The following is a 19,555-nucleotide window of genomic DNA, read 5'->3' as shown; positions in this document are numbered from 1 at the left end:
TCCAAATGTACAGATTGGTTGCCACATATGCCTTCTATACATACTATTGTCGATGAAGGAGATGTCAAGAGAATGCTTGATACTCAGCAAATTAAAGAAATTATTCCCCATCGCTATCCGTTTCTTCTGGTAGACAGAATTACGGAAGTCGAAGAAGGAAAACGGGCGGCGGGATATAAAAATGTGACGGCGAATGAAGATTTTTTCAACGGCCATTTTCCTGAATACCCTGTTATGCCGGGCGTATTAATCGTAGAGGCTTTGGCGCAGGTCGGAGCGGTTGCGATGCTGATTAAAGAAGAAAACCGGGGCAGACTCGCATTTTTTGCGGGGATTGATAACTGCCGTTTCAAAAAGCAGGTAAAACCGGGTGACAAGCTGGAGCTTGAGGTTGATATTACCCGCGCGCGCGGTACGATCGGACGCGGCAAAGGCGTTGCCAAAGTTGACGGCGAGCTCGTGTGTGAAGCTGAATTAACTTTTGCGCTCGGAGAATAAAAGCAAACAAATGGGCTTATAAAAAAGCCCATTTTGTATAGAAAGGGGTGAATGTGATGTGGTCAGAATTTAAAAGCTTTGCGATGCGGGGCAATATCATGGATCTGGCTATCGGTGTCGTCATCGGCGGCGCTTTCGGCAAAATCGTGACGTCGCTCGTTGAAGACATCATCATGCCGCTTGTCGGACTGCTTCTTGGCGGTCTTGACTTTTCAGGGCTGGCCGTGACATTCGGCGATGCTCATATCAAGTACGGAAGCTTCATTCAAACGATTGTGAACTTCTTCATTATTTCATTTTCTATTTTTATCGTGATCCGCACAATAGGCAAGCTGAGACGTAAAAAAGAAGCAGAAGAAGAGGCTGAAGAAGCCGAGGAAACAGATCAGCAGACAGAACTGCTGACTGAAATCAGAGATCTGCTGAAACAGCGGGCTCCTCACAATGACTAGGGCACAAAAAAAGGCTGGATGATTAACGTCCGGCCTTTTTCATGATCATAATTTTTGTTTAAACGCTTCAATCAGCCGGCTGCCCGAGTAGCCTTCTTTCACGAGCGACTCCAGAATGCTTTCTGATCCGGGGTGGTTTCTTGACACCATTTGACCGTAAATTAAAACTTGTATACTTCTTTCCAGCTCGACGATATTTTTGATGCTTCCCGTCAGCTGGGCGGGGCGGTTGCTTTTTTTCGTAATCGTTACAAACACCTTCGCTTCTTTCTGGCTTTTCATCAGCATGTCAAAAAAAGAAAAGTGTTCGGCCGGGACCAGTGCTTCAATTAACCAGTGATTTTCTCCGTCCTCTTTGTTGATAATCAATCCGTCTAAAAGGGGAAACTGCTCAATCGGCTGATCGTCTTTATCTAAACGTTCCACATTCAGATCAACCAGTTTAAAGGTTTTCATCTCTTATTTTCACCCCTGTTGTCCATGTTTCGTTCATTTATTATAACACATATCATTTTTCCCGGGAAAATGCTGTAAGACATGCTTCATCATTTTTGTAGGCGGTCAACATTTAATCATTTCTATTTTTTCATTATAATGTAAAAGAATATGGTCATGGAGAGATGCTTATGAATCAATTGCGCCTGAAGGAAATCTATATAGAAGACGGTTCAAGGCGAAAAGACGATCATTCCTACTTGGTATGCAAAAAGGAAGATTGTGAGGTGCATCTTAACAGAAGGGGAAATGTCGTCTTTTTATATGAAACAAAAGACCGCATGGAACAGTATAAAATTCAGCTTTCACTGACTGATAAAAAGCTGAGTTTTTACTGGTTCGCATGGGACGGCGGAAAGTTTGTCCGCATGTTTGAGAAAGACTGGCTCAAAACGAAACTTTTCTCGCGGCTGCTCAAAAATACATATTACATAAGCGGCCAAAAACAAAAGTTTTTTTTATCAGAAAGAAAAACGAAAACATAAGAGCAGCCTGAACGAATAACGGCTTTATCCGCTTTTTGCTTTCACGAGCCCTTGTACTACAATGAAGCCAGCCTCGAAAAAGAGAGGAGGATACGGCTTGTTTAACCACGTTATGCTTGTCGGCCGGCTGACGAAAGACCCGGAGCTCCGTTTTACAGCAGCGGGCATTCCCGTCGCACATATTACGTTGGCGGTAAACCGCAATTTTAAAAGCGCGTCGGGTGAAACCGGAACCGACTTCGTCAACTGTACCATCTGGAGAAAAAACGCTGAAAACACGGCATTGTACTGCCAAAAAGGGTCAATGGTCGGTGTAAGCGGCAGAATCCAGACGAGAAGCTATGAAAAGACAGACGGCGTAAAAGTTTATGTGACCGAGGTCATGGCTGATACCGTTCGGTTTATGGATCAAAAACGGAAAGAGCCGCTGGCTGAATAGCATGCTTTTTTCCTCGATTTCCCGCCTTTCAGCGGGCCCCGCAATACCTCCTTCCCACTCGCCAGTCGAAAGACTGGTTTTTTTGTGCGGGAGCTAAAAAATGGTTAAAAAGAAGTGATTTCGCTTATGAATACTTAAAAACATTGAATATATTGGGATAAAAACTTATAATTACTTACAGATAAGTGACGAAAAAGGGAATGAGGACGTGTATCAAGAAGAAAGACTGATTGCGATAATGGAATATTTGAAACAGCATCGGCGGATCACCGCTGAACAGATATGTTCGCTGCTTCATATTTCAAGAGATACCGCAAGAAGGGACCTTGTAAAGCTGAAAGAGCGCGGGGCCATTATCAGAACACGGGGCGGCGCGATTCTGCCGTCGGTGAATCAGGAAGTTCCGGGCTATTCGGGCCGGCTGAAAACCGTTTCTGAAGAGAAAAACAAAATCGGCAAGCTGGCCGCATCCCTGATCCATAAAGGAGACCGGATCATCCTGGACACTTCGACAACCGTGCAGGCCTGCGCGGAGCATTTAAATGTCACCGGCTGCACTGTTATTACAAATTCGATCAATCAGGCCGATATCCTTTCCGCAAAAGAGGGAATTGATATTCACCTGCTCGGCGGAAAGCTCCAGAAGGAACACCGGTTTTTATACGGGGCTTCCGTTGTAGAAAAACTGGGGGATTATCACGCCGATAAGGTGCTGATCGGCGTTGTCGGCATCTCGGAAAACGGCCTGACGATTCCGCATGAAGAAGACGGCATGGTAAAGCGTAAAATGATCCGACAGGCTGAACAGGTGATTGCGCTGAGCGATCACTCCAAGCTTGGCCGTACGAGTTTTTATCAGTATGCAGACCTGCACGAGGTTGACCTGCTGATTACCGATCGGCTGCCTGATCAGGATTTTTGCGATCTGCTCGACCGGCACGGCGTAGAATTGCTTGTAACTGAATCTGAAGAAGAGGATGAGGACATGTGAAACTGATTGCCATAGATCTGGACGGCACACTGCTGAACAGCAGTCATCAAGTAAGCGATGAAAATGAGCGGGCTTTAAGGGAAGCCCGGCAAGCGGGAATTGAAATCGTGGTTTCCACGGGACGCGCGCATTTTGACGTGCACTCCATATTCGAACCGCTCGGCATAAAAACGTGGGTCATCAGCGCAAACGGAGCCGCCATTTATGCTCCTGACGGCAGCCTGTACCACTGTGATGCGATTGAAGAAACAAGAGCCCGCGGGATTTTGTCATGGCTTGAAGAGAATCAATATTACTATGAGGTGTTTACAAACAAAGCCATCTATACGCCTGAAACCGGCAGGCAGCTGCTCGATATCGAAATGGACCGGGTGAAAAGCGCCAATCCTGAAGCCGATCTTTCCGTTTTGGAACAGGCGGCTTCAGTGCAATACAGCCAATCCGGCTTTGCTTACATTCATTCATACCGTGAGCTCTTTGAGAAAGAAGAGCATCTGGATTTTTATAATATTCTCGGATTTTCGTTTGATGAGCGGAAGCTGAAAGCGGGCTGGGACCGATTCAGCGGTCAGAAAGATCTCACCCTTGTCAGCTCTGCCGACCACAACTTCGAACTGGCGTCTCGAAACGCCTCTAAAGGGCAGGCGCTCAAACGGCTGGCGCAAAAGCTCGGCATTCCGATGGCTGAAACCGCCGCGGTCGGTGACAGCTTAAATGACTATTCAATGCTTCAGGCGGCCGGAAAAGGCATAGCGATGGGGAATGCGAGAGAAGATATTAAAGAGATCGCTGATGCCGTTACATTGACAAATGATCAAAACGGCGTTGCGCATATGATCAGGAATTTACTGTGAAAGGTATGGCGATACTGTTCATGACTGGCGTGACGCATTCATGGCAAATGCGGCGTAACAGTAAGGACGACATAAAAGACCGGCTCTTCTGAGAGAGCCGGCCTTTTTGCGTTTAATGTGATTGCGCCGATGCGCTGAGGGTGAATAATTCTTCAAGCTCAGCGGATGACAGCTCGGTAATCCAATTTTCACTTTGGATAATCTGATCGTTCAGCGTTTGTTTCGTTTCGAGCATGGCATCAATTTTTTCTTCAATCGTTCCCGTCGTAATGAGTTTGTGAACGTGGACGAACCGTTCCTGGCCGATTCGGTAGGCTCGGTCGGTTGCCTGGTTTTCCACCGCCGGATTCCACCATCTGTCATAGTGAATGACATGATTGGCAGCCGTCAGGTTCAGGCCGGTTCCGCCCGCTTTCAGTGACAAAATCAGCGTCGGGTATTCTTTCTTCTGGAACCGTTCGACGAGAGAATCGCGTTCCTGCTTGGACAGGCTTCCGTTTAAAAACTGAACCGGTTCTCCGAATGTTTTTTCCAGGAGGCGCTTCATCATATTGCCCATCTGAATGTATTGGGTGAAAATGAGGCAGCTTTCCCCTTGTCCGCGGATCACCGCCATTAAATCAAGCAGCTTTTCCAGTTTGACGGATCTCCCGTTTAACAGCTCTGTCTGTTCTTCCTTCAAATAGAGCGCAGGATGGTCGCATATTTGCTTCAAGCGGCCGAGCATGCTCAGAATCAGCGCTTTCCGCTGCATCCCGGTCAGAGAAGCCATATGTTCAAATGTATCTTTGACAAGCTGTTCATAAAGGGATGCCTGTTCGGCTGAGAGCGGGATAAACTCTTTTTGTTCCAGCTTGTCAGGAAGATTAAGCGCCACTTCTTCATCCCGTTTTGTCCGGCGCAGTAAAAACGGCCGGATTAACTGCTGAAGCTGGTTGATTCTTTTTTCGTCACGGTCTTTTTCAATCGGCAGCACATAGCGTTTATGAAAGCCGGTCAGACTGCCGAGATAGCCTTTGTTCATAAAATCAAAGATCGACCAAAGCTCTGTCAGGCGGTTTTCCATCGGTGTTCCGCTCAGCGCGATATGATGGACGCCTTTCAGCTTTCTGATCGCGCGGGACTGCTTCGTATGCGCGTTTTTAATATTTTGCGCTTCATCAAGGCAGATGGTGCTCCATGTCACGGAAGAAAGCTCTTCCTGATCGGCGTGCGACAGGCCGTAAGAAGTAAGAACGACATCCGCGTCCTGATAGGCCGGGACAAATGCTTCCCCCTTCGGCCGGCGGGGGCCGTAATGAAGCACGGCCTTCAGCTGCGGCGCGAAGGTCTGGAGCTCACGCTGCCAGTTGCCGAGCACCGATGTCGGCGCAATGATTAAGGCAGGCGCTTTTTGCCGGCCGCTTTCCTTCACATGGAGAAAATAAGCGATCATCTGAATCGTCTTTCCAAGTCCCATGTCATCTGCGAGACAGGCGCCGAAGCCGTTTTCCCGTAAAAACAGAAGCCAGTTCATGCCGTACATCTGATAAGGGCGGAGCTGGCCCTGAAACGCGGCGCTGACTTCATGCTCCGGCAGATCCCGGGCATCCGTCAGTTTGCGGATCAGGCTTCTGAGCTGCTTTGATAATTCGATCTTGATCCCGGCAAATGCCGATGAGTCAATGATGTCCGTGTCCTCGGCTCCGTTTTCCCCGTGATCCATCAGTTCGCGCGCCAGCACGTCGGACATGTGGAGGCCCTCAGATTCCGCTTTTTCCATCAGTTTTTTCATTTGTTTAATGAATTGAGGATCAATTTTCACCCATTGGCCGCGGATGTTGACGAGACGTCTGTTGTTTGCGACAAGCTCATTGAATTCATCCTCTGTCAGCTCAATTCCGTTTGTGGCGAATCTCCAGTTGAAATCAAGCAGAGCGTTCATGCCGACGAAGGACTCGCCCCGCGGCGAGGATGACACTTTCGCCTTGAGCATCATATTGCTGTCCCGGACAATCTGCCACCATGATGGGAGAAGAATCTCCACACCCATATCGACAAGCGTCTCACTCGCTTCCGATAAGAAGATCCAAGCCTCTTCTTCAGAAATCAGCGTCGTTCCTGAATCAAACGAAAGCCAGGGAACCGTTCTGCGGAAGCGGTCCTGTTCGCGCGCGATTTTTCCGCTGTATGCCTGCCACGCTTTTTTCAGTCCCTTCAGTCCGTCAAAAAAGGTGATGGAGCCGGTTTTTTTCTCACGTAAAAACATTTCGATTTTCCAGTCGTCACCGTCGAAATCAGGCTCGTTTAATCGGAGCCCGACGGTAAACGGCGTCAGATCGTCATGCCAGCCGATTCCCTCCAGAAAATCATCTTCATCCAAAAAGGAGCCTTTAAACGTATGAACGGCCGGTGAGCGGGTTTCGATCCGCCGCCATTTTTCCAGCAGGTCATCATTGTACTGAATGTAGTCCTGGACCGCGGCTGAGAACCAGTCTGCCGTAAAGCCTTCCAGCAAAAGCTCGCGGTCTTTGAAGCGCAGGACGCCATTTTGCCAAGCCTCATAGTCTGGAAGAAAATCGCCGTCGGCAATAAATTCGAATATCGTCGAAGCCGCTTCGATTAACGGTTCCGTTTCCTTTGTCAGCTGCACGGTGCTGAATGAATTGAACGAGTTTTTTCCGAGCAGCTCGACGGTCATCCACGGGCTGAGCAGAACGGCCGGGGTGCCGATGAAGCTGACGTCTTCAAGAAACGTTCCGTAAAAGGTGGACTCATGCCATTGGAACAAATGAGTCTTCATCTGACTGAGAGTAAGCGGCTGCTCCTTCTCATCATGGCTTGACAGCGTAAATGTCCAATCTTCCATTTGTTCTACATGAATGAAAATTTCCTTAAGACTCGCCATCAATCAACTTTCCTTTCTGCAATTCTTCTTGAAGGGCGCGCAGCCTCTTGTAACTTGCGCTCAGCCGGCTGATATACCGCTCCCATACCTGCTGTTTTTTTGCCTTTTTATAAAGCGTCCGCAGTTTTTTCAGATGGCGCGCAGCCTCTTTATAGGCGCTGCGGTTTTTTTGGTCGATAAAAAAGGCCGCCGCCCGGTGATAGGAGGGGATGAGCGCTTCCGGATCACTGGCGGCAATTTCCTTCAGGATGTCCTTTTCGATTTCCCAGACGGAAAAACCGACGAGGCTGTGAATCTCCACCCACTCCGCGTACCGCCGTTTTTCGTACAGGTACTGGCTGTATTCGGTAAAGGTATAGGGAAGGCAGCCGGAAGCAAACCGTTCAAACAGCTGATCATCCCGTGAGTGCCGCGCATAATCCGCCAATAGCGCAAACAGCTCTCCGATGATGTCGCGCATTTCTTTAAACGGCTTATCAAGCTTCGTATAGTTCACGGCAAGCGGTTCGATCCGGCCATACCATGCTTTCAGCCGTTTCCAGTCTTTTTTCGCGGTGAGTTCACCGAGCCATTGAAAGGTATACGGCAGCGCTTCAGGAGGGAAGCGGGACATATCTTGGAAGACCGCTTCATCATTTTTTTGCAAAAAGGCCAGATGAAGCCGTCCGAACCGCACTTCCGGCGAAAAACGGTGCCCGCTTTCCTGTTCGAGAATCTCCTGTTCACGCGCAACCCATTTCGGCCGGTTCAAAAGCGCGCTCCACATTTCACCGAATACCCGGAGGCGTTCGTATTGAAAAAGCTCTTCTTTCACAAGCAGTCTGCGGAGCACCGGGGGCGTCCGGTCTAAAAAGGGATCGAGTGAAAAAGACAAAGCGTACGTTTTCAGTCTGTCAATGGAGGAATAAATCGTATCCATCAGCTGTTCCACGTATGGATTGATGCTGTAATAATCTTTTTCGGCATCCAATCTGCCTGACTCAATCAAAGTGAACATGTGAAGCCAGACGGCAAGCGCCGAATGAATCTGATATAAGCTTTTAAGCTCGGGTTTTTTCGGAGCGTGTTTTTTGAGCGCTGACAGATAGCCGTAATAAAGGCCCTGCATCGTCTGGCTTCCGGCCGGCGTCCGCGCCTCCCACAGCGAGAATTCCGAATCAAAAAAAGCGAGCCAGCTTGACAGCGACTCTTCATTCGGCAGCACTTTTTCCTGAAACTGCCGGCGGACAAGCTCCCTGCTTTCCTCAAGCTTTTCTCTTTCCAGCCAATGTTCGGTAAAGGTACCGACCCGCTCGAATTGGGCATATACGTAAAGAAAAACGGCCAGCACGTGGCGGCAGATCGCCTCAGACGGGCATGCGCAGCCGCTTTTCACCATGAAAAATAAGTTCAGCGTGACCCTTACAGGCACAACATCCTGCACATATGCGGAAATCTCTGTCGGGGTTTGAACCTGTATACGATAGACGGAATCCTGCCGATATAAAATGAGTGCTTTCTTCATCAGCTGAACATTGTCTTCATTGTAAGGAAGAAGTTCTTTAAGCTGTTCAGCCGCTGCGAGCACATCTTCTTTAGCAATCATATCCTGAAGCATGATTATCGCTCCTAACGAGTCACAAAATAAAAAGATTCCAATTCCTCTATTATATCGCAACACATGGCCCGGAAAAAGTTTTTCCTAAAAAAGGACATAAAAACCCGAAAGTGTCGAATGATGTATTAGAGATTGCAAAACAGCACCCGACAGCATATAATAATCTTGTTTTCAATTTAATGGAAGCCGAAAGGAAACGAATGATGAAGAAAACGAAGTTAGATCAAGAGGAGTTTCTGAAGATTTTAATGCATGCGCACGACATTGGTGAGCAGTCCTCTGAGATGACCACAAAAGAAATGCTTGAGAATTTGATTTCTTATATTAAAAATGGATATGCAACATAAAATCCCGCAGGCTCTTGGCCGCGGGATTTTTTAATCTTCCTGTGACACCAGTATTTAAAGCGCTTACAAAAATAAAACAGATTGAAGTGATTGTCTATTTTTGTCGAATTTTGTCATTTGAAAAGGTTAGAAATGACAGTTTAAAACTGTATAATCGTAATTGGAAAAGATCATTGGAGGGAATGGGAATACGCGGAAAGTGATATGGAGGTTATATGGGAGAATCTACAAGCATAAAGGAAATATTCGCAATACTGAGAAAGCGTCTGCTGTTTATACTTATTATTACCGCGGCGGCATCTGCCGCAGGCGGACTCATCAGTTTCTTCGCTCTTACGCCGGTCTATGAAAACTCAACTCAAATTTTGGTCAGCCAATCCAAAAACAATCAAAAAGAAGTCCAATTCAATGATGTTCAAACCAACCTCCAATTAATCAACACGTATAATGTCATCATCAAAAGTCCGGTCATCCTCGATGAGGTGATTAAACAGCTGCATCTGTCCATGACTTCGAAAGAGCTGGAATCGAAAATCACGGTGTCCAGCGAGCAGGATTCACAAGTCGTGACGATTGCCGTGAGGGATACGGATGCTAAGCGGGCGGCCGTTATGGCAAATGCGGTTGCAGCCGTTTTTCAGGACAAGATCACCGCCATTATGAACGTGGATAATGTCAGCATCCTTTCAAAGGCCGAAGCGGCGGACAGCCAGTCACCGGCAGAGCCTAACCGTAAGCTGAACATCGCGATTGCGTTTGCCGCCGGACTTTTGGGCGGAATCGGTCTCGCCTTTTTGCTGGAACATCTGGATAATACGATCAAATCGGAAGAACAGCTGGAATCGCTGCTCGGCATCCCGATCCTGGGAACGGTTACTTCAATCAGTACTAAAGACAGCGTTGCCAAAAACTTGAGGATGGCGGAAACCAAACAAGCGGGGGGGCGGACATGTTGACGCGTAAAAAAGACAAACCCGGAAAACGAAGCGTGATTGCGATGTCTGAGCCGAAATCCATCAACTCAGAACAATATCGCACGATCCGCACAAACATTGAATTTTCTTCCGTTGATACGGAGGTGAAGTCCCTTTTGATCACATCCGCCGGTCCGGAAGAAGGAAAATCGACAACCGCGGCCAACCTTGCCGTCGTATTTGCACAGCAGGGGAAAAAAGTGCTTTTAATTGATGCGGATCTGCGCAAACCGACGGTTCATTTCACCTTCAAATTGGATAACGGAACCGGATTAACGTCACTGCTGTTAAAACAGATGCCGTTTCAGAAAGCCGTCCTGCCGGCTGATGAAGCAAACCTGGATATTTTAACGAGCGGGCCGATCCCGCCCAATCCGGCGGAGCTTTTATCGACGGGTGCCATGAAAGATCTTCTGTCAGAAGCAGCCGCAGTTTATGATAAGGTGATTTTGGATACGCCTCCCGTCTTGGCCGTAGCCGATACGAAAATATTAGGCAGCTACACTGACGGGGCCATTATGGTGATCTCAAGCGGGAAAACGGACAAGGAAAAAGCGGCCAAGGCAAAAGAAGCGCTCGATTACTGCCCGTGCAAGCTCCTTGGGGCCGTGATGAACGGGAAGAAACAAACGAAACACTCGGACTACGCCTATTACGGACAATAATGTCATAATGGGCGCGGTCCATTCTTTTTAAGGAGGGATTGAAATATGATAGATATCCATTGTCACATCCTTCCTTCCATAGACGACGGCGCGGCGGATGATACAGAAAGCCTGAAGATGGCGAGAGAAGCGGTCAGACAGGGGATTGATACGATCATCGCGACGCCGCATCATGTGAAATACCGCTATGACACGGACCGGCATACGGTCAACGAAGCGGTCAGCCTGTTAAACAAACGTTTGAACAAGGAAGGCATTCCGCTGACTGTTCTGCCCGGCCAGGAAATCAGAACAGACGGAGATCTGCTGGCAGGTCTTCAAAGCGGCACGCTTGTCCCGCTCCATAATACAAAGTATGTGCTGGCGGAATTTCCGGCGGATCATGTCCCGGCCTACGCTGAAAGGCTGTTTTATGAACTGCAGCTGAACGGATATGTCCCCGTCATCGCCCATCCGGAGCGGAACAGGGAAATTCGCGAAAACCCTTCCGTCCTTTACAGTCTTGTGAAGAAAGGGGCGGCCGCCCAAGTGACGGCCGGCTGCATTGCCGGAGCATTCGGTCGGAAAGCGAAATCCTTTTCGCTGCAGCTGATTGAAGCGAATTTGATCCACTTTCTCGCATCTGACGCCCATAATCTCGGACCGAGAAATTTTTATTATCAGGAGGCGCTCGGCGTTCTGAAAAAAGAAGCAGGGGCTGAGCTGATTTACATGCTCGCGGAAAATGCGGCGCTTCTCGCTGAAAACAAAGCCGTTTATAAGGAACCTCCGCTGCCTGTGGCCCGCCGTAAGCGCTGGGGTCTTTTTTAATCGTCGTCTCCATCCCGTTTAAATGAAGCGTAAGCGGCTGTTTTGCAAGATGATTCTTTTATGCTTATGCTATTATCAGCGGCCGGCGCCGTTTTTTCCTATCATGACCTCAGGCTTCCGGCATTCAGCCGGCGCCGGGATCATATGATAATAACGGTAAGCTGCCCAGCAGCAATTTCTAAACGGTTGGGGGAACACGATGAAAATAACAGTGATCGGAACAGGCTACGTCGGTCTTGTGACAGGAGTGTCTCTTTCAGAAATCGGCCATGACGTAACATGCATAGATATTGATGAACGTAAGGTTGAGCAGATGAGAAAGGGATTGTCCCCTATCTTTGAACCGGGCCTTGAAGATATGATGAAACGAAATATCGGCCGGCATCGGCTGGCATTTGAAACGAGCTACGAAAAAGGGCTTGCGGGAGCGGACGTTATTTTTATAGCGGTCGGAACGCCGCAAAAAGAAGACGGGCACGCAAACCTTACTTATATTGAAAATGTCGCCGAACGGATTGCCGAACATATTTGTAAAGATGCGATCGTCGTGACAAAAAGCACGGTTCCCGTGGGAACGAATGACAGGATCAGCGAAGTTATTCATTCACGGCTGAAAGCGGACGTGAATATTTCAATCGCCTCGAATCCGGAATTTCTCCGTGAAGGTTCGGCAATTCACGATACCTTTCACGGAGACCGCATCGTGATCGGGGCTGAAGACCGGCAGACGCGGGAAACGCTTGACCGGGTTTTCGGGCCGCTTGCGATTCCGGTATATCATACGGACATCAGAAGCGCTGAGATGATCAAATATGCGTCAAACGCATTTTTAGCGGCGAAAATCAGTTTTATTAATGAAATTTCTCATATATGTGAAAAAGTCGGTGCGGATGTGGAATCAGTCGCACACGGAATGGGATTGGATAAACGGATCGGCAATCAATTCTTAAGAGCCGGCATCGGTTACGGCGGTTCCTGTTTTCCGAAGGATACAAACGCCCTCGTGCAGATCGCGGGACATGTGGAGCATGATTTTGAATTGCTGAAGTCCGTCATTAAAGTCAACAATAACCAGCAGTCCATGCTGGTTGATAAAGTGCTGAACAGGCTCGGCGGTGTGACGGGGAAGACCATCGCGTTATTAGGGCTGTCTTTTAAGCCGAATACAGATGATATGCGGGACGCGCCGTCCATTGTCATTGCAGATCGTCTGGCGGCTCTTGACGCCCGGATGACAGCGTACGATCCGATCGCTTCATTCCGGGCTTCCGGACTGCTTCCGGCTGAAGTTTCCTATCGGGAGTCCATAGAAGAAGCCGTCAGGGGAGCGGATGCCGTCCTGATTCTGACAGATTGGGAACAAATTAAACACTTCCCGCTTGAAGCGTACAAAGAGCTGATGGAAACCCCGGTTATTTTCGACGGGAGAAACTGCCACTCGCTTGAGGAAGCGGAACAGGCGGGCGTGGAATATATCTCAATCGGAAGAAGAGCCGTCGTGCCTCAGACTGATTCTGTCACTTGAAAGGCCGGCGGACCGCGCCGGCCTTTTATCATACAATCTTTAGAGACGAAGGAGATATTTATCGTGGAAAAAACATGGAAATTGCCGAAGCAAATGGAATCATCCCGCGGTCTGCTGGAAACGTCAGCACGGCCTTTTATCAAACTGCACGTCAAAAAAGCTGAAACGGGGCGGTATGACAGTAAAATTGCAGGAGACCCCTATTTTCCGAAACATGAACCATATCCTAAAGATGAAAGCGGCAGGCCGATGAAGCTTCTCGCCCAAATCAATTTTGCGGATATGCCCGGACTTCCTGATTTTCCGGACACCGGCATTCTTCAGTTTTACATATCGGTCAGTGATGACGTATACGGTCTGAATTTTGACGACGGGTGCGCGCAAACGGGTTTCTGCGTCAAATATTTTGAACATGTGACAGCAGAAGAAGCGGAGCTCATGGATGATTTTTCTTTCGTTCAGGTTGAAGAGGAGTACGATTTTCCGATTCAATCCGAAGCGCTGATCACCCCTGAGCTGTCTGCTGAATGGGTGCTCCCGTCTGATTTTCAATTCAGGCAGTATGCCGGGATGGATGCCTTTGACTATTTCGAGCAGTTTGACGATGAGGTGTATGACGAATATACGGCGAACGCATTCGGCCATAAAATCGGCGGCTATGCGTCCTTCACCCAGGAAGATCCGCGGTCTTACTCCCATCAAAACCATACAATTCTGCTTTTGCAAATTGATTCAGATGATGACATTGATTCGATGTGGGGAGATGTGGGAATCGCCAATTTCTTTATCAGACCGGAAGATTTGAAGAGAAAAGATTTCTCAAACGTTTTGTACAACTGGGACTGCAGTTAACGACGGTATGATGATCATGATACAAGGCAAAGGAGACGGTTAATCACTGTCTCCTTTTTTTTAGGGAATTTATCATGGATACATAGAGGAGATCGATGAATGGATATGCCGTTTATGTGAGTCTTTTGGCGTTAATGATGAGCATCTCGGCTGTTGAAAATAAGCCATTTAACCTATTTAAGCTGCTTTCTGTCTATTTTAAAATATAATATATGGAAATATAGTATGGAAAAGTCTGTGCTTTTTGTACGACTTTTTGCGTAAGACGAGGTGAAAACAGATGAGCCATTCAAGCACATTAAGCCATATTAACAGCACGATCAGCCATAAACTGGGCGAGGTTGAACACCAAATTGATAAATTAAAAGAAGCGAAAAGAGAGATAGAATCTCTGCAGGAAGAGGGCGTATCTGAAATCAGGGACATCCTCAGGCCGCACCTGGACCATCATTGGACCGGCACTTTTGCTGAAGAATTTGATGACCGGCGCGATCAGGCCCATACAGAAGCATACAGAATCGTCACAGACAAATACGACGGTTATATTTACCGAATCGGCTTAAAGATGACACAGCTTGAAATTGAAAAAGGAGGGCTCCTTGCCGCCAGAAGCATCGCGAGAGAGGCAGAGCACCTGCTGACGCTGGGAGAAGAAGCCCTTGACACGGTCGGAGAAAAAATACAATCAATCAAAAGAAGCTGGAGTTGGTTTTAATGGCAGAAATAAAACTCAAATACGGAACCGTCATGAAGCAGCTTGAATCCGTCAGCAGCGCTTTGGAGGCTGTTTCGATCGGGAACGCCGGTTCAAACGGAAAAAACAAGCTCGACTATACCTCCAAGTACCAATCCCGCGAGGCAAAGCTTGTATCGATGATCAGCGAATACAAGCAGGCCGTTCATAAGAATATCGCGGACGTTAAAGACAACGTAGATTCTTTGAAAGAACAGGACGAGGCGATCGCCGTAAAATAACGAAAGAAAGGACTTGCCGATGAGCAAAGTGTTTGAATCACAATCGTTAACGGACGAAGCAGATAAGAGAAAGAAACAATACGAAGCCCTTGAAGAGCAGCTGCGTGCGCTCAAACAAGCCTTTCAAGGCGTGGCCGATCTAGGTGATGCTTTGAAAGGGAAAGGCGCAGACAATATAAAAGATTTTTTTCAGGGACAAGCGGAAATCGCCGACAGCTGGCTGACGCTTGTCTCTGCTCAAATTGCGTTTTTAAATGGCATTTCAGGTGACATTAAAGATCAAGAACTCAGCGATACATATGTGGAGACTTCATTTTTGGAGCATGAGCTGCCCAACGCGGATTTGAAAGCTTCAGAGATTGTCTCCGCTCATAAAGCAGAAATCGATTCAATTTTGTCAGGCATCAGCGATATTATTCATCTCGACACATATACGCTGGATGATTACGCTGATAAAATGGGCGATGCCCAGAAAACCAGACGTGACACAATCACGGCAGTCGATACGCTTGATGAATCCCTGACTGCTGAATATCAAAACTTAGAATCTCTGGACAACGCCGTGCTCAGCAAATATTCTGTTCTCATGCAGGCCACCAGCAACGGGAAAAGCGCATCCCCTATGTACTATGACAAAAAAGCCTTCCACAGCAATGAAATCTACAAAAGCGTCACGGCGACAGAAAAACAGGGAACGGACTATATTGACGCAAAAGCCCAGCAGGCCGAAGCAAGACGGCTTCAGGAAAAGGCTGAAGAAGAAGCCAATAAACCATGGTACGAAAAAACATGGGACGGCATCTGCAACTTTACCGGCGAAGTCACCGGCTATTATGATTATAAAAGAGCAGCCGAAGGCGTTGATCCGGTGACCGGAGAAAAGCTCTCCACCGCAGAACGCGTCACAGCAGGAGCGATGGCCGCCGCCGGATTCATACCGGTCGTCGGCTGGGCGGGCCGCGCTTTCAAAGGCGGAAAAGCCATTTACAAAACCGGAAAAACCGTCATTGCCGCAGAACATGCTTTAGATGCCTATAAAACCGGAAAATCCTTAGACATTCTCAAAATGACAGAAATGGGCGCATACGGCCTTGTCGCCTCAAACGGATTCACAGAAGCCGTCACAGGCAGAGATATGTTCGGAAACAAAGTGTCCGAGGAGAAGCGGAAGCAAGGGGCACTGGAAGCTGCGCTGAGTTTGGTTGGAGCGGGCAGTCTGGCCAAATCGGTTGATCATAGTGTATCAATGTATCGAAATATGGATAAAGGTTCGACAGTTAAAGTGAAACTATCAGATATACGACATGTCGTGAATCCGACCCATGTGAAAAAAGTAGCTCATCAAACCTATCAATCAGTTAAAAAACGATCTTTATCGGTGATAGAATCAGCTGGTGAAACCGTACGTTTTGCGAAACAGCTGATGGGAACATTCCGAAATCAGCCAGCATACGCATATGCTAAAAGCAGCCACTATACCGAGAATTTGATTAATAAAGAAGCTGTCAAGAAAGTCGCACAGTATCCAGTTAATTACCTAAAACAAGTTGCTAAAGACCATATTCACTATATTACACAAACAGGGAAGGTATTCTATGATGCCTCGTCGAAAGTGTTTCGCACAAGCGATGGAAAATTTGCGAAAAAACCGAAAGCAGATCATGTAGAAGAGCCTAAGGTGCTGAAAGTTGAGAGGCAAAAAACAGACGTTCATAGTGAAGGCACTAAAGCTACTGGTGAACTAAATAAAGACTTAGCGAAAGCATATCTCAGAGATATAGAAGCCAAAACTGGACGAAAGGTTTGTAAAGAGCAGATCGACCATATAAAAGAAGCTTTAAGAAATAATAACTATGAGAAATTAACACCAAAAGAAACAGCTAAGCATAGGAGCAAATTCACATCAAGTTTGAAAGATAGATTGATTGCAGAATGGGAAGAAAAAACCAATCAAAAGTGGCCTAGATATACAGAAGAGGTTTTTGATAAGCATGGAGAAGTTGCTCGAAGTATTGGTCAACCGTACGATGCCCATCATATCATAGAGAACAACTTTGGTGGCCCTCACGAATGGTGGAATATTCATCCGGCAAAATATCCGGATGAACACCAAGCGGGTATACATGGAAAGGGAGCACCATCAGGAAAACTTTTTCCAAGGAGGTAAAAATAGTTCATGGCTGAATTTGAATTTATAAATCATTTAGAAAATAAAACATATAAGGTACCTGAAGAGGATATATTAAAAGCTGAACAAAGAATGAAAGTAGATATTCCAAATGATTTAAAACAATTATATTTAGAAGTCGGTTATGGTTTTATTAAAGGTGAAAGTGATAATGCAATTAATAGGATATTGGGGCCAGGGGCAGTAGCCGACATTAGACTAAGAGAAGGAATTTTTGAGTTTGACCCAGATTTAGATGAACTTTATGATGATGAAAATAAACTTATTTTTTTTGAAGTAAACGAGGGTGTTTATATTTCTATAGATTTACAATTAGAAAACAATCCAATATTTTATTTTGACACTCAAATAGCTGAGTCGTTAGAGGATTTTTTTAAAAAGTTCCTCAATGATAACGAATATTATATTGATTTAATTGAGGATTAGACTTAAAAATGGGATAGTTAGAAGAATTAATTGACCTTGATTGGCTAGTGAAGCCTTTCAAGGTTTTTTACAAATGAATTGTTATTTTCTGTTTAAAATGACTTAAATGTCTGTTGGGCTATGACCCCGTCACAGGAGAAAAACTCTCCCACTTAAAGGAGGTAAATAATTGTGAAATATGATTTTATTAAAACTTACAAAGAAAATACATTTTATCAAGTAAGTGAGAATGAAATCTTAGAAGTAGAAAATAAGTTAGGTTTAAGGTTACCTTATGATTTGAGACAGTTTCTTCTTGAGGTTGGATACGGCTTTCTGAAAAAATCAGAATATAATATTAATCGCATTCTTGGACCTGCTTCAATTAGAGATGCAAGATTAAAAGTTAATGACTTTGAGTTTTATCCAGATATAGAAGTTTATGAGGAACTTGAAGAAGATAAATTGATTTTTTTTGAAGCAAATGAAAGTGCTTTATCGTTAATTGCATTAGGCAATGAACAAAACAATTCAATATATTACGATGATATAAAAATTGCAGATTCATTAGAAGAGTTTTTAATAGAACTTATGAAAAATGATAAATATTATCTTGATTTAATTGAGGATTAGACTTATAAGAGGGAATGGTTAGAAAAATTAATTAAACTTGATGGCTGCTGAAGCCTTTCAAGGTTTTTTCATAGGTGAATTGTTGTTTTCTGTTTTGTAAATTCTGAAAAATTTATTTAGCTTTAGGCTGCGTTCCGGTTACCGGAGAGTTGGTAACCCTACGGTTGTACTTAGGAAAGGTGTATAAAGTAATGAAATACGGACATTATCATAATCAGGTAAAAGAAGTTATTGATTTTTCCAAAACCTTTAAAGCAGTTGCATCACATGATATCTCTTATTTTACTAAAATTATTAATGATGAAGAAAAAGCTAAGTACTATGCTTACGAAGATGTAATTGGTGAAGATGAATATGCGTGGAAAGATATAAAAGAAAACGAGATGAGTGAGGTATGGGGAAAATTTTATAAATTAAACGATGATCAAAAACCACAAAACCTAGACATGCTTCTGAAAATTTTTTCGGAAAATGTCAGAAGTGCTACGACTGAATTTAATACTTTTCTTGAAGAGATCGTAGCAGATCTGAATAATTGTGCAATAAATAGAGCAGTAAACGGGAAAACAGACAATTTTTTTGAAAAACTTTTCAAAATTTATAAAGCGGGCTATTTTCCATGTGGCTGGGATGGAGATTATCCTTATGGAAGTTTTATTGCATTGTATATCGAAATGAAGAACTTGAACTGAAAAGACGATTTTAGAAATGAAAATGAGGAAAACCAATGAAATGAAAATACATCAAATTCACGATTTTGATCTAAATGATGAATCGGATTTTATTCAAACACAACAATCCCTAATACATAAAATCAACCTATCCCCCGTCATCCATCCAGACTCCGTCAACACCTGCGCAGGCGTCGACCTCGCTTATTGGGAGCAGGACGGGGAACCGTACGGCGTATGCAGTATCATCGTGATTGACGCTGATACAAAAGAAGTGATTGAAAAAGTACACAGCATGGGGAAAATCAGCGTGCCGTATGTTTCCGGTTTTCTTGCGTTTCGCGAGCTGCCGCTGATCATTGAAGCGGCCGAAAAGCTGGAGGCGGAGCCGGATGTGTTTTTGTTTGATGGCAACGGGTATCTGCATTACAATCATATGGGCGTTGCCACCCATGCGGCTTTTTTTCTGGGTAAGCCTACAATTGGGATTGCGAAAACCTATCTCAAAATCAAAGGATGCGATTTTGAGATGCCCGAAAATGAAGTCGGCGCCTGCACCGATATTCTCATTGACGGCGAGGTATATGGCCGGGCGCTTCGGACACGGCGGGACGTGAAGCCTATCTTCTTGTCTTGCGGACATAACATTGATTTAGAGAGCAGCTATCAGATCACAATGAAAATGATCAATCGAGACAGCAGGCTGCCGATCCCTGTCCGTCTGGCTGACCTTGAAACGCATGTTTTGCGAACGTTTTATCGGAAAAATCACGTGTAACACTTGCAGTCCGGGAGGCTGCAAATGTTTTTTA

At 45.9% G+C, this 19,555-nt stretch carries 22 protein-coding genes; 19 read left to right on the top strand and 3 right to left on the bottom strand.

What is annotated here, in order from left to right; genetic code table 11:
* The first annotated feature begins 72 nt into the window (after window positions 1–72).
* Together fabZ and mscL are read left to right on the top strand one after the other, a co-directional pair.
* Window positions 73–498 carry a 3-hydroxyacyl-ACP dehydratase FabZ gene (gene fabZ, locus V7728_RS02795; protein WP_003151242.1) on the top strand — a complete coding sequence of 142 codons (426 nt, stop codon included), beginning with the start codon at window positions 73–75 and terminating at the stop codon, window positions 496–498.
* A 56-nt stretch (window positions 499–554) separates the two neighbouring features.
* Window positions 555–950 carry a large conductance mechanosensitive channel protein MscL gene (gene mscL, locus V7728_RS02790; protein WP_003151243.1) on the top strand — a complete coding sequence of 132 codons (396 nt, stop codon included), beginning with the start codon at window positions 555–557 and terminating at the stop codon, window positions 948–950.
* A 45-nt stretch (window positions 951–995) separates the two neighbouring features.
* Here the strand turns inward: mscL and V7728_RS02785 are convergent, their stop codons facing one another.
* Window positions 996–1,406 carry a YwpF-like family protein gene (locus tag V7728_RS02785; protein ID WP_007407558.1) on the bottom strand — a complete coding sequence of 137 codons (411 nt, stop codon included), beginning with the start codon at window positions 1,404–1,406 and terminating at the stop codon, window positions 996–998.
* A gap of 170 nt (window positions 1,407–1,576) precedes the next feature.
* On the opposite strand from V7728_RS02785, the gene V7728_RS02780 reads away from it, so the two are divergent.
* From V7728_RS02780 to V7728_RS02765, 4 genes are all read left to right on the top strand, one after another.
* On the top strand, window positions 1,577–1,930 hold the full coding sequence (locus V7728_RS02780; RefSeq protein WP_003151247.1) for a hypothetical protein: 354 nt from the start codon (window positions 1,577–1,579) through the stop codon (window positions 1,928–1,930).
* Between the two features lie 97 nt (window positions 1,931–2,027).
* A complete protein-coding gene (locus V7728_RS02775) occupies window positions 2,028–2,369 on the top strand; it encodes a single-stranded DNA-binding protein (RefSeq protein ID WP_007407557.1) in 342 nt (113 codons plus the stop codon).
* Between the two features lie 208 nt (window positions 2,370–2,577).
* On the top strand, window positions 2,578–3,360 hold the full coding sequence (locus tag V7728_RS02770) for a DeoR/GlpR family DNA-binding transcription regulator (protein WP_003151250.1): 783 nt from the start codon (window positions 2,578–2,580) through the stop codon (window positions 3,358–3,360).
* A complete protein-coding gene (locus V7728_RS02765) occupies window positions 3,357–4,214 on the top strand; it encodes a Cof-type HAD-IIB family hydrolase (protein ID WP_025285398.1) in 858 nt (285 codons plus the stop codon). The genes V7728_RS02770 and V7728_RS02765 overlap by 4 nt, the downstream gene beginning before the upstream one ends.
* Before the next feature lie 112 nt (window positions 4,215–4,326).
* Here V7728_RS02765 and V7728_RS02760 read toward each other — a convergent pair whose 3' ends face one another.
* Window positions 4,327–7,101, bottom strand: coding sequence for a DEAD/DEAH box helicase (locus tag V7728_RS02760; RefSeq protein ID WP_099567151.1), 2,775 nt, complete (start codon window positions 7,099–7,101; stop codon window positions 4,327–4,329).
* On the bottom strand, window positions 7,088–8,698 hold the full coding sequence (locus V7728_RS02755; RefSeq protein WP_099567150.1) for an SWIM zinc finger family protein: 1,611 nt from the start codon (window positions 8,696–8,698) through the stop codon (window positions 7,088–7,090). The genes V7728_RS02760 and V7728_RS02755 overlap by 14 nt, the downstream gene beginning before the upstream one ends.
* A gap of 203 nt (window positions 8,699–8,901) precedes the next feature.
* Here V7728_RS02755 and V7728_RS02750 point away from each other — a divergent pair, with 203 nt between their 5' ends.
* From V7728_RS02750 to V7728_RS02690, 13 genes are all read left to right on the top strand, one after another.
* Complete coding sequence (locus V7728_RS02750; protein ID WP_003151259.1) at window positions 8,902–9,045, top strand: hypothetical protein; 144 nt, start codon at window positions 8,902–8,904, stop codon at window positions 9,043–9,045.
* Between the two features lie 215 nt (window positions 9,046–9,260).
* The gene (locus V7728_RS02745) at window positions 9,261–10,001 is read left to right on the top strand and encodes a YveK family protein (RefSeq protein ID WP_099567149.1); all 741 of its coding nucleotides are present in this window, start codon (window positions 9,261–9,263) and stop codon (window positions 9,999–10,001) included.
* Window positions 9,995–10,684: a CpsD/CapB family tyrosine-protein kinase gene (locus V7728_RS02740; RefSeq protein ID WP_007614272.1), complete on the top strand. Its 690-nt coding sequence runs from the start codon at window positions 9,995–9,997 to the stop codon at window positions 10,682–10,684. The genes V7728_RS02745 and V7728_RS02740 overlap by 7 nt, the downstream gene beginning before the upstream one ends.
* Window positions 10,685–10,729: 45 nt before the next feature.
* On the top strand, window positions 10,730–11,494 hold the full coding sequence (locus V7728_RS02735; RefSeq protein ID WP_059367660.1) for a tyrosine-protein phosphatase: 765 nt from the start codon (window positions 10,730–10,732) through the stop codon (window positions 11,492–11,494).
* Between the two features lie 199 nt (window positions 11,495–11,693).
* Window positions 11,694–13,019: a UDP-glucose dehydrogenase family protein gene (locus tag V7728_RS02730; protein WP_099567148.1), complete on the top strand. Its 1,326-nt coding sequence runs from the start codon at window positions 11,694–11,696 to the stop codon at window positions 13,017–13,019.
* Window positions 13,020–13,082: 63 nt separating this feature from the next.
* Window positions 13,083–13,871 (top strand): YwqG family protein, encoded by a 789-nt coding sequence (locus V7728_RS02725; protein ID WP_099567147.1) that lies wholly within the window; start codon window positions 13,083–13,085, stop codon window positions 13,869–13,871.
* 280 nt (window positions 13,872–14,151) lie between these two features.
* A complete protein-coding gene (locus V7728_RS02720; RefSeq protein WP_007407544.1) occupies window positions 14,152–14,586 on the top strand; it encodes a DUF5082 family protein in 435 nt (144 codons plus the stop codon).
* Window positions 14,586–14,846 (top strand): YwqI/YxiC family protein, encoded by a 261-nt coding sequence (locus tag V7728_RS02715; protein ID WP_007407543.1) that lies wholly within the window; start codon window positions 14,586–14,588, stop codon window positions 14,844–14,846. The genes V7728_RS02720 and V7728_RS02715 overlap by 1 nt, the downstream gene beginning before the upstream one ends.
* Before the next feature lie 19 nt (window positions 14,847–14,865).
* Window positions 14,866–17,013: a ribonuclease YeeF family protein gene (locus V7728_RS02710; protein WP_076424638.1), complete on the top strand. Its 2,148-nt coding sequence runs from the start codon at window positions 14,866–14,868 to the stop codon at window positions 17,011–17,013.
* Between the two features lie 9 nt (window positions 17,014–17,022).
* Window positions 17,023–17,460 carry an SMI1/KNR4 family protein gene (locus tag V7728_RS02705; protein WP_039063764.1) on the top strand — a complete coding sequence of 146 codons (438 nt, stop codon included), beginning with the start codon at window positions 17,023–17,025 and terminating at the stop codon, window positions 17,458–17,460.
* 171 nt (window positions 17,461–17,631) lie between these two features.
* Window positions 17,632–18,072 (top strand): SMI1/KNR4 family protein, encoded by a 441-nt coding sequence (locus tag V7728_RS02700; RefSeq protein WP_060562462.1) that lies wholly within the window; start codon window positions 17,632–17,634, stop codon window positions 18,070–18,072.
* A 191-nt stretch (window positions 18,073–18,263) separates the two neighbouring features.
* Window positions 18,264–18,764 (top strand): hypothetical protein, encoded by a 501-nt coding sequence (locus V7728_RS02695; RefSeq protein WP_099567146.1) that lies wholly within the window; start codon window positions 18,264–18,266, stop codon window positions 18,762–18,764.
* A 40-nt stretch (window positions 18,765–18,804) separates the two neighbouring features.
* The gene (locus V7728_RS02690) at window positions 18,805–19,521 is read left to right on the top strand and encodes an endonuclease V (RefSeq protein ID WP_099567145.1); all 717 of its coding nucleotides are present in this window, start codon (window positions 18,805–18,807) and stop codon (window positions 19,519–19,521) included.
* The last annotated feature ends 34 nt before the right edge of the window (window positions 19,522–19,555 follow it).

The organism is Bacillus sp. JHAA (assembly GCF_036961585.1).
Lineage (GTDB): Bacteria > Bacillota > Bacilli > Bacillales > Bacillaceae > Bacillus > Bacillus velezensis.
The sequence above is the reverse complement of the archived record's forward strand: the minus strand, read 5'-3'. Positions and strand labels throughout refer to the sequence as shown.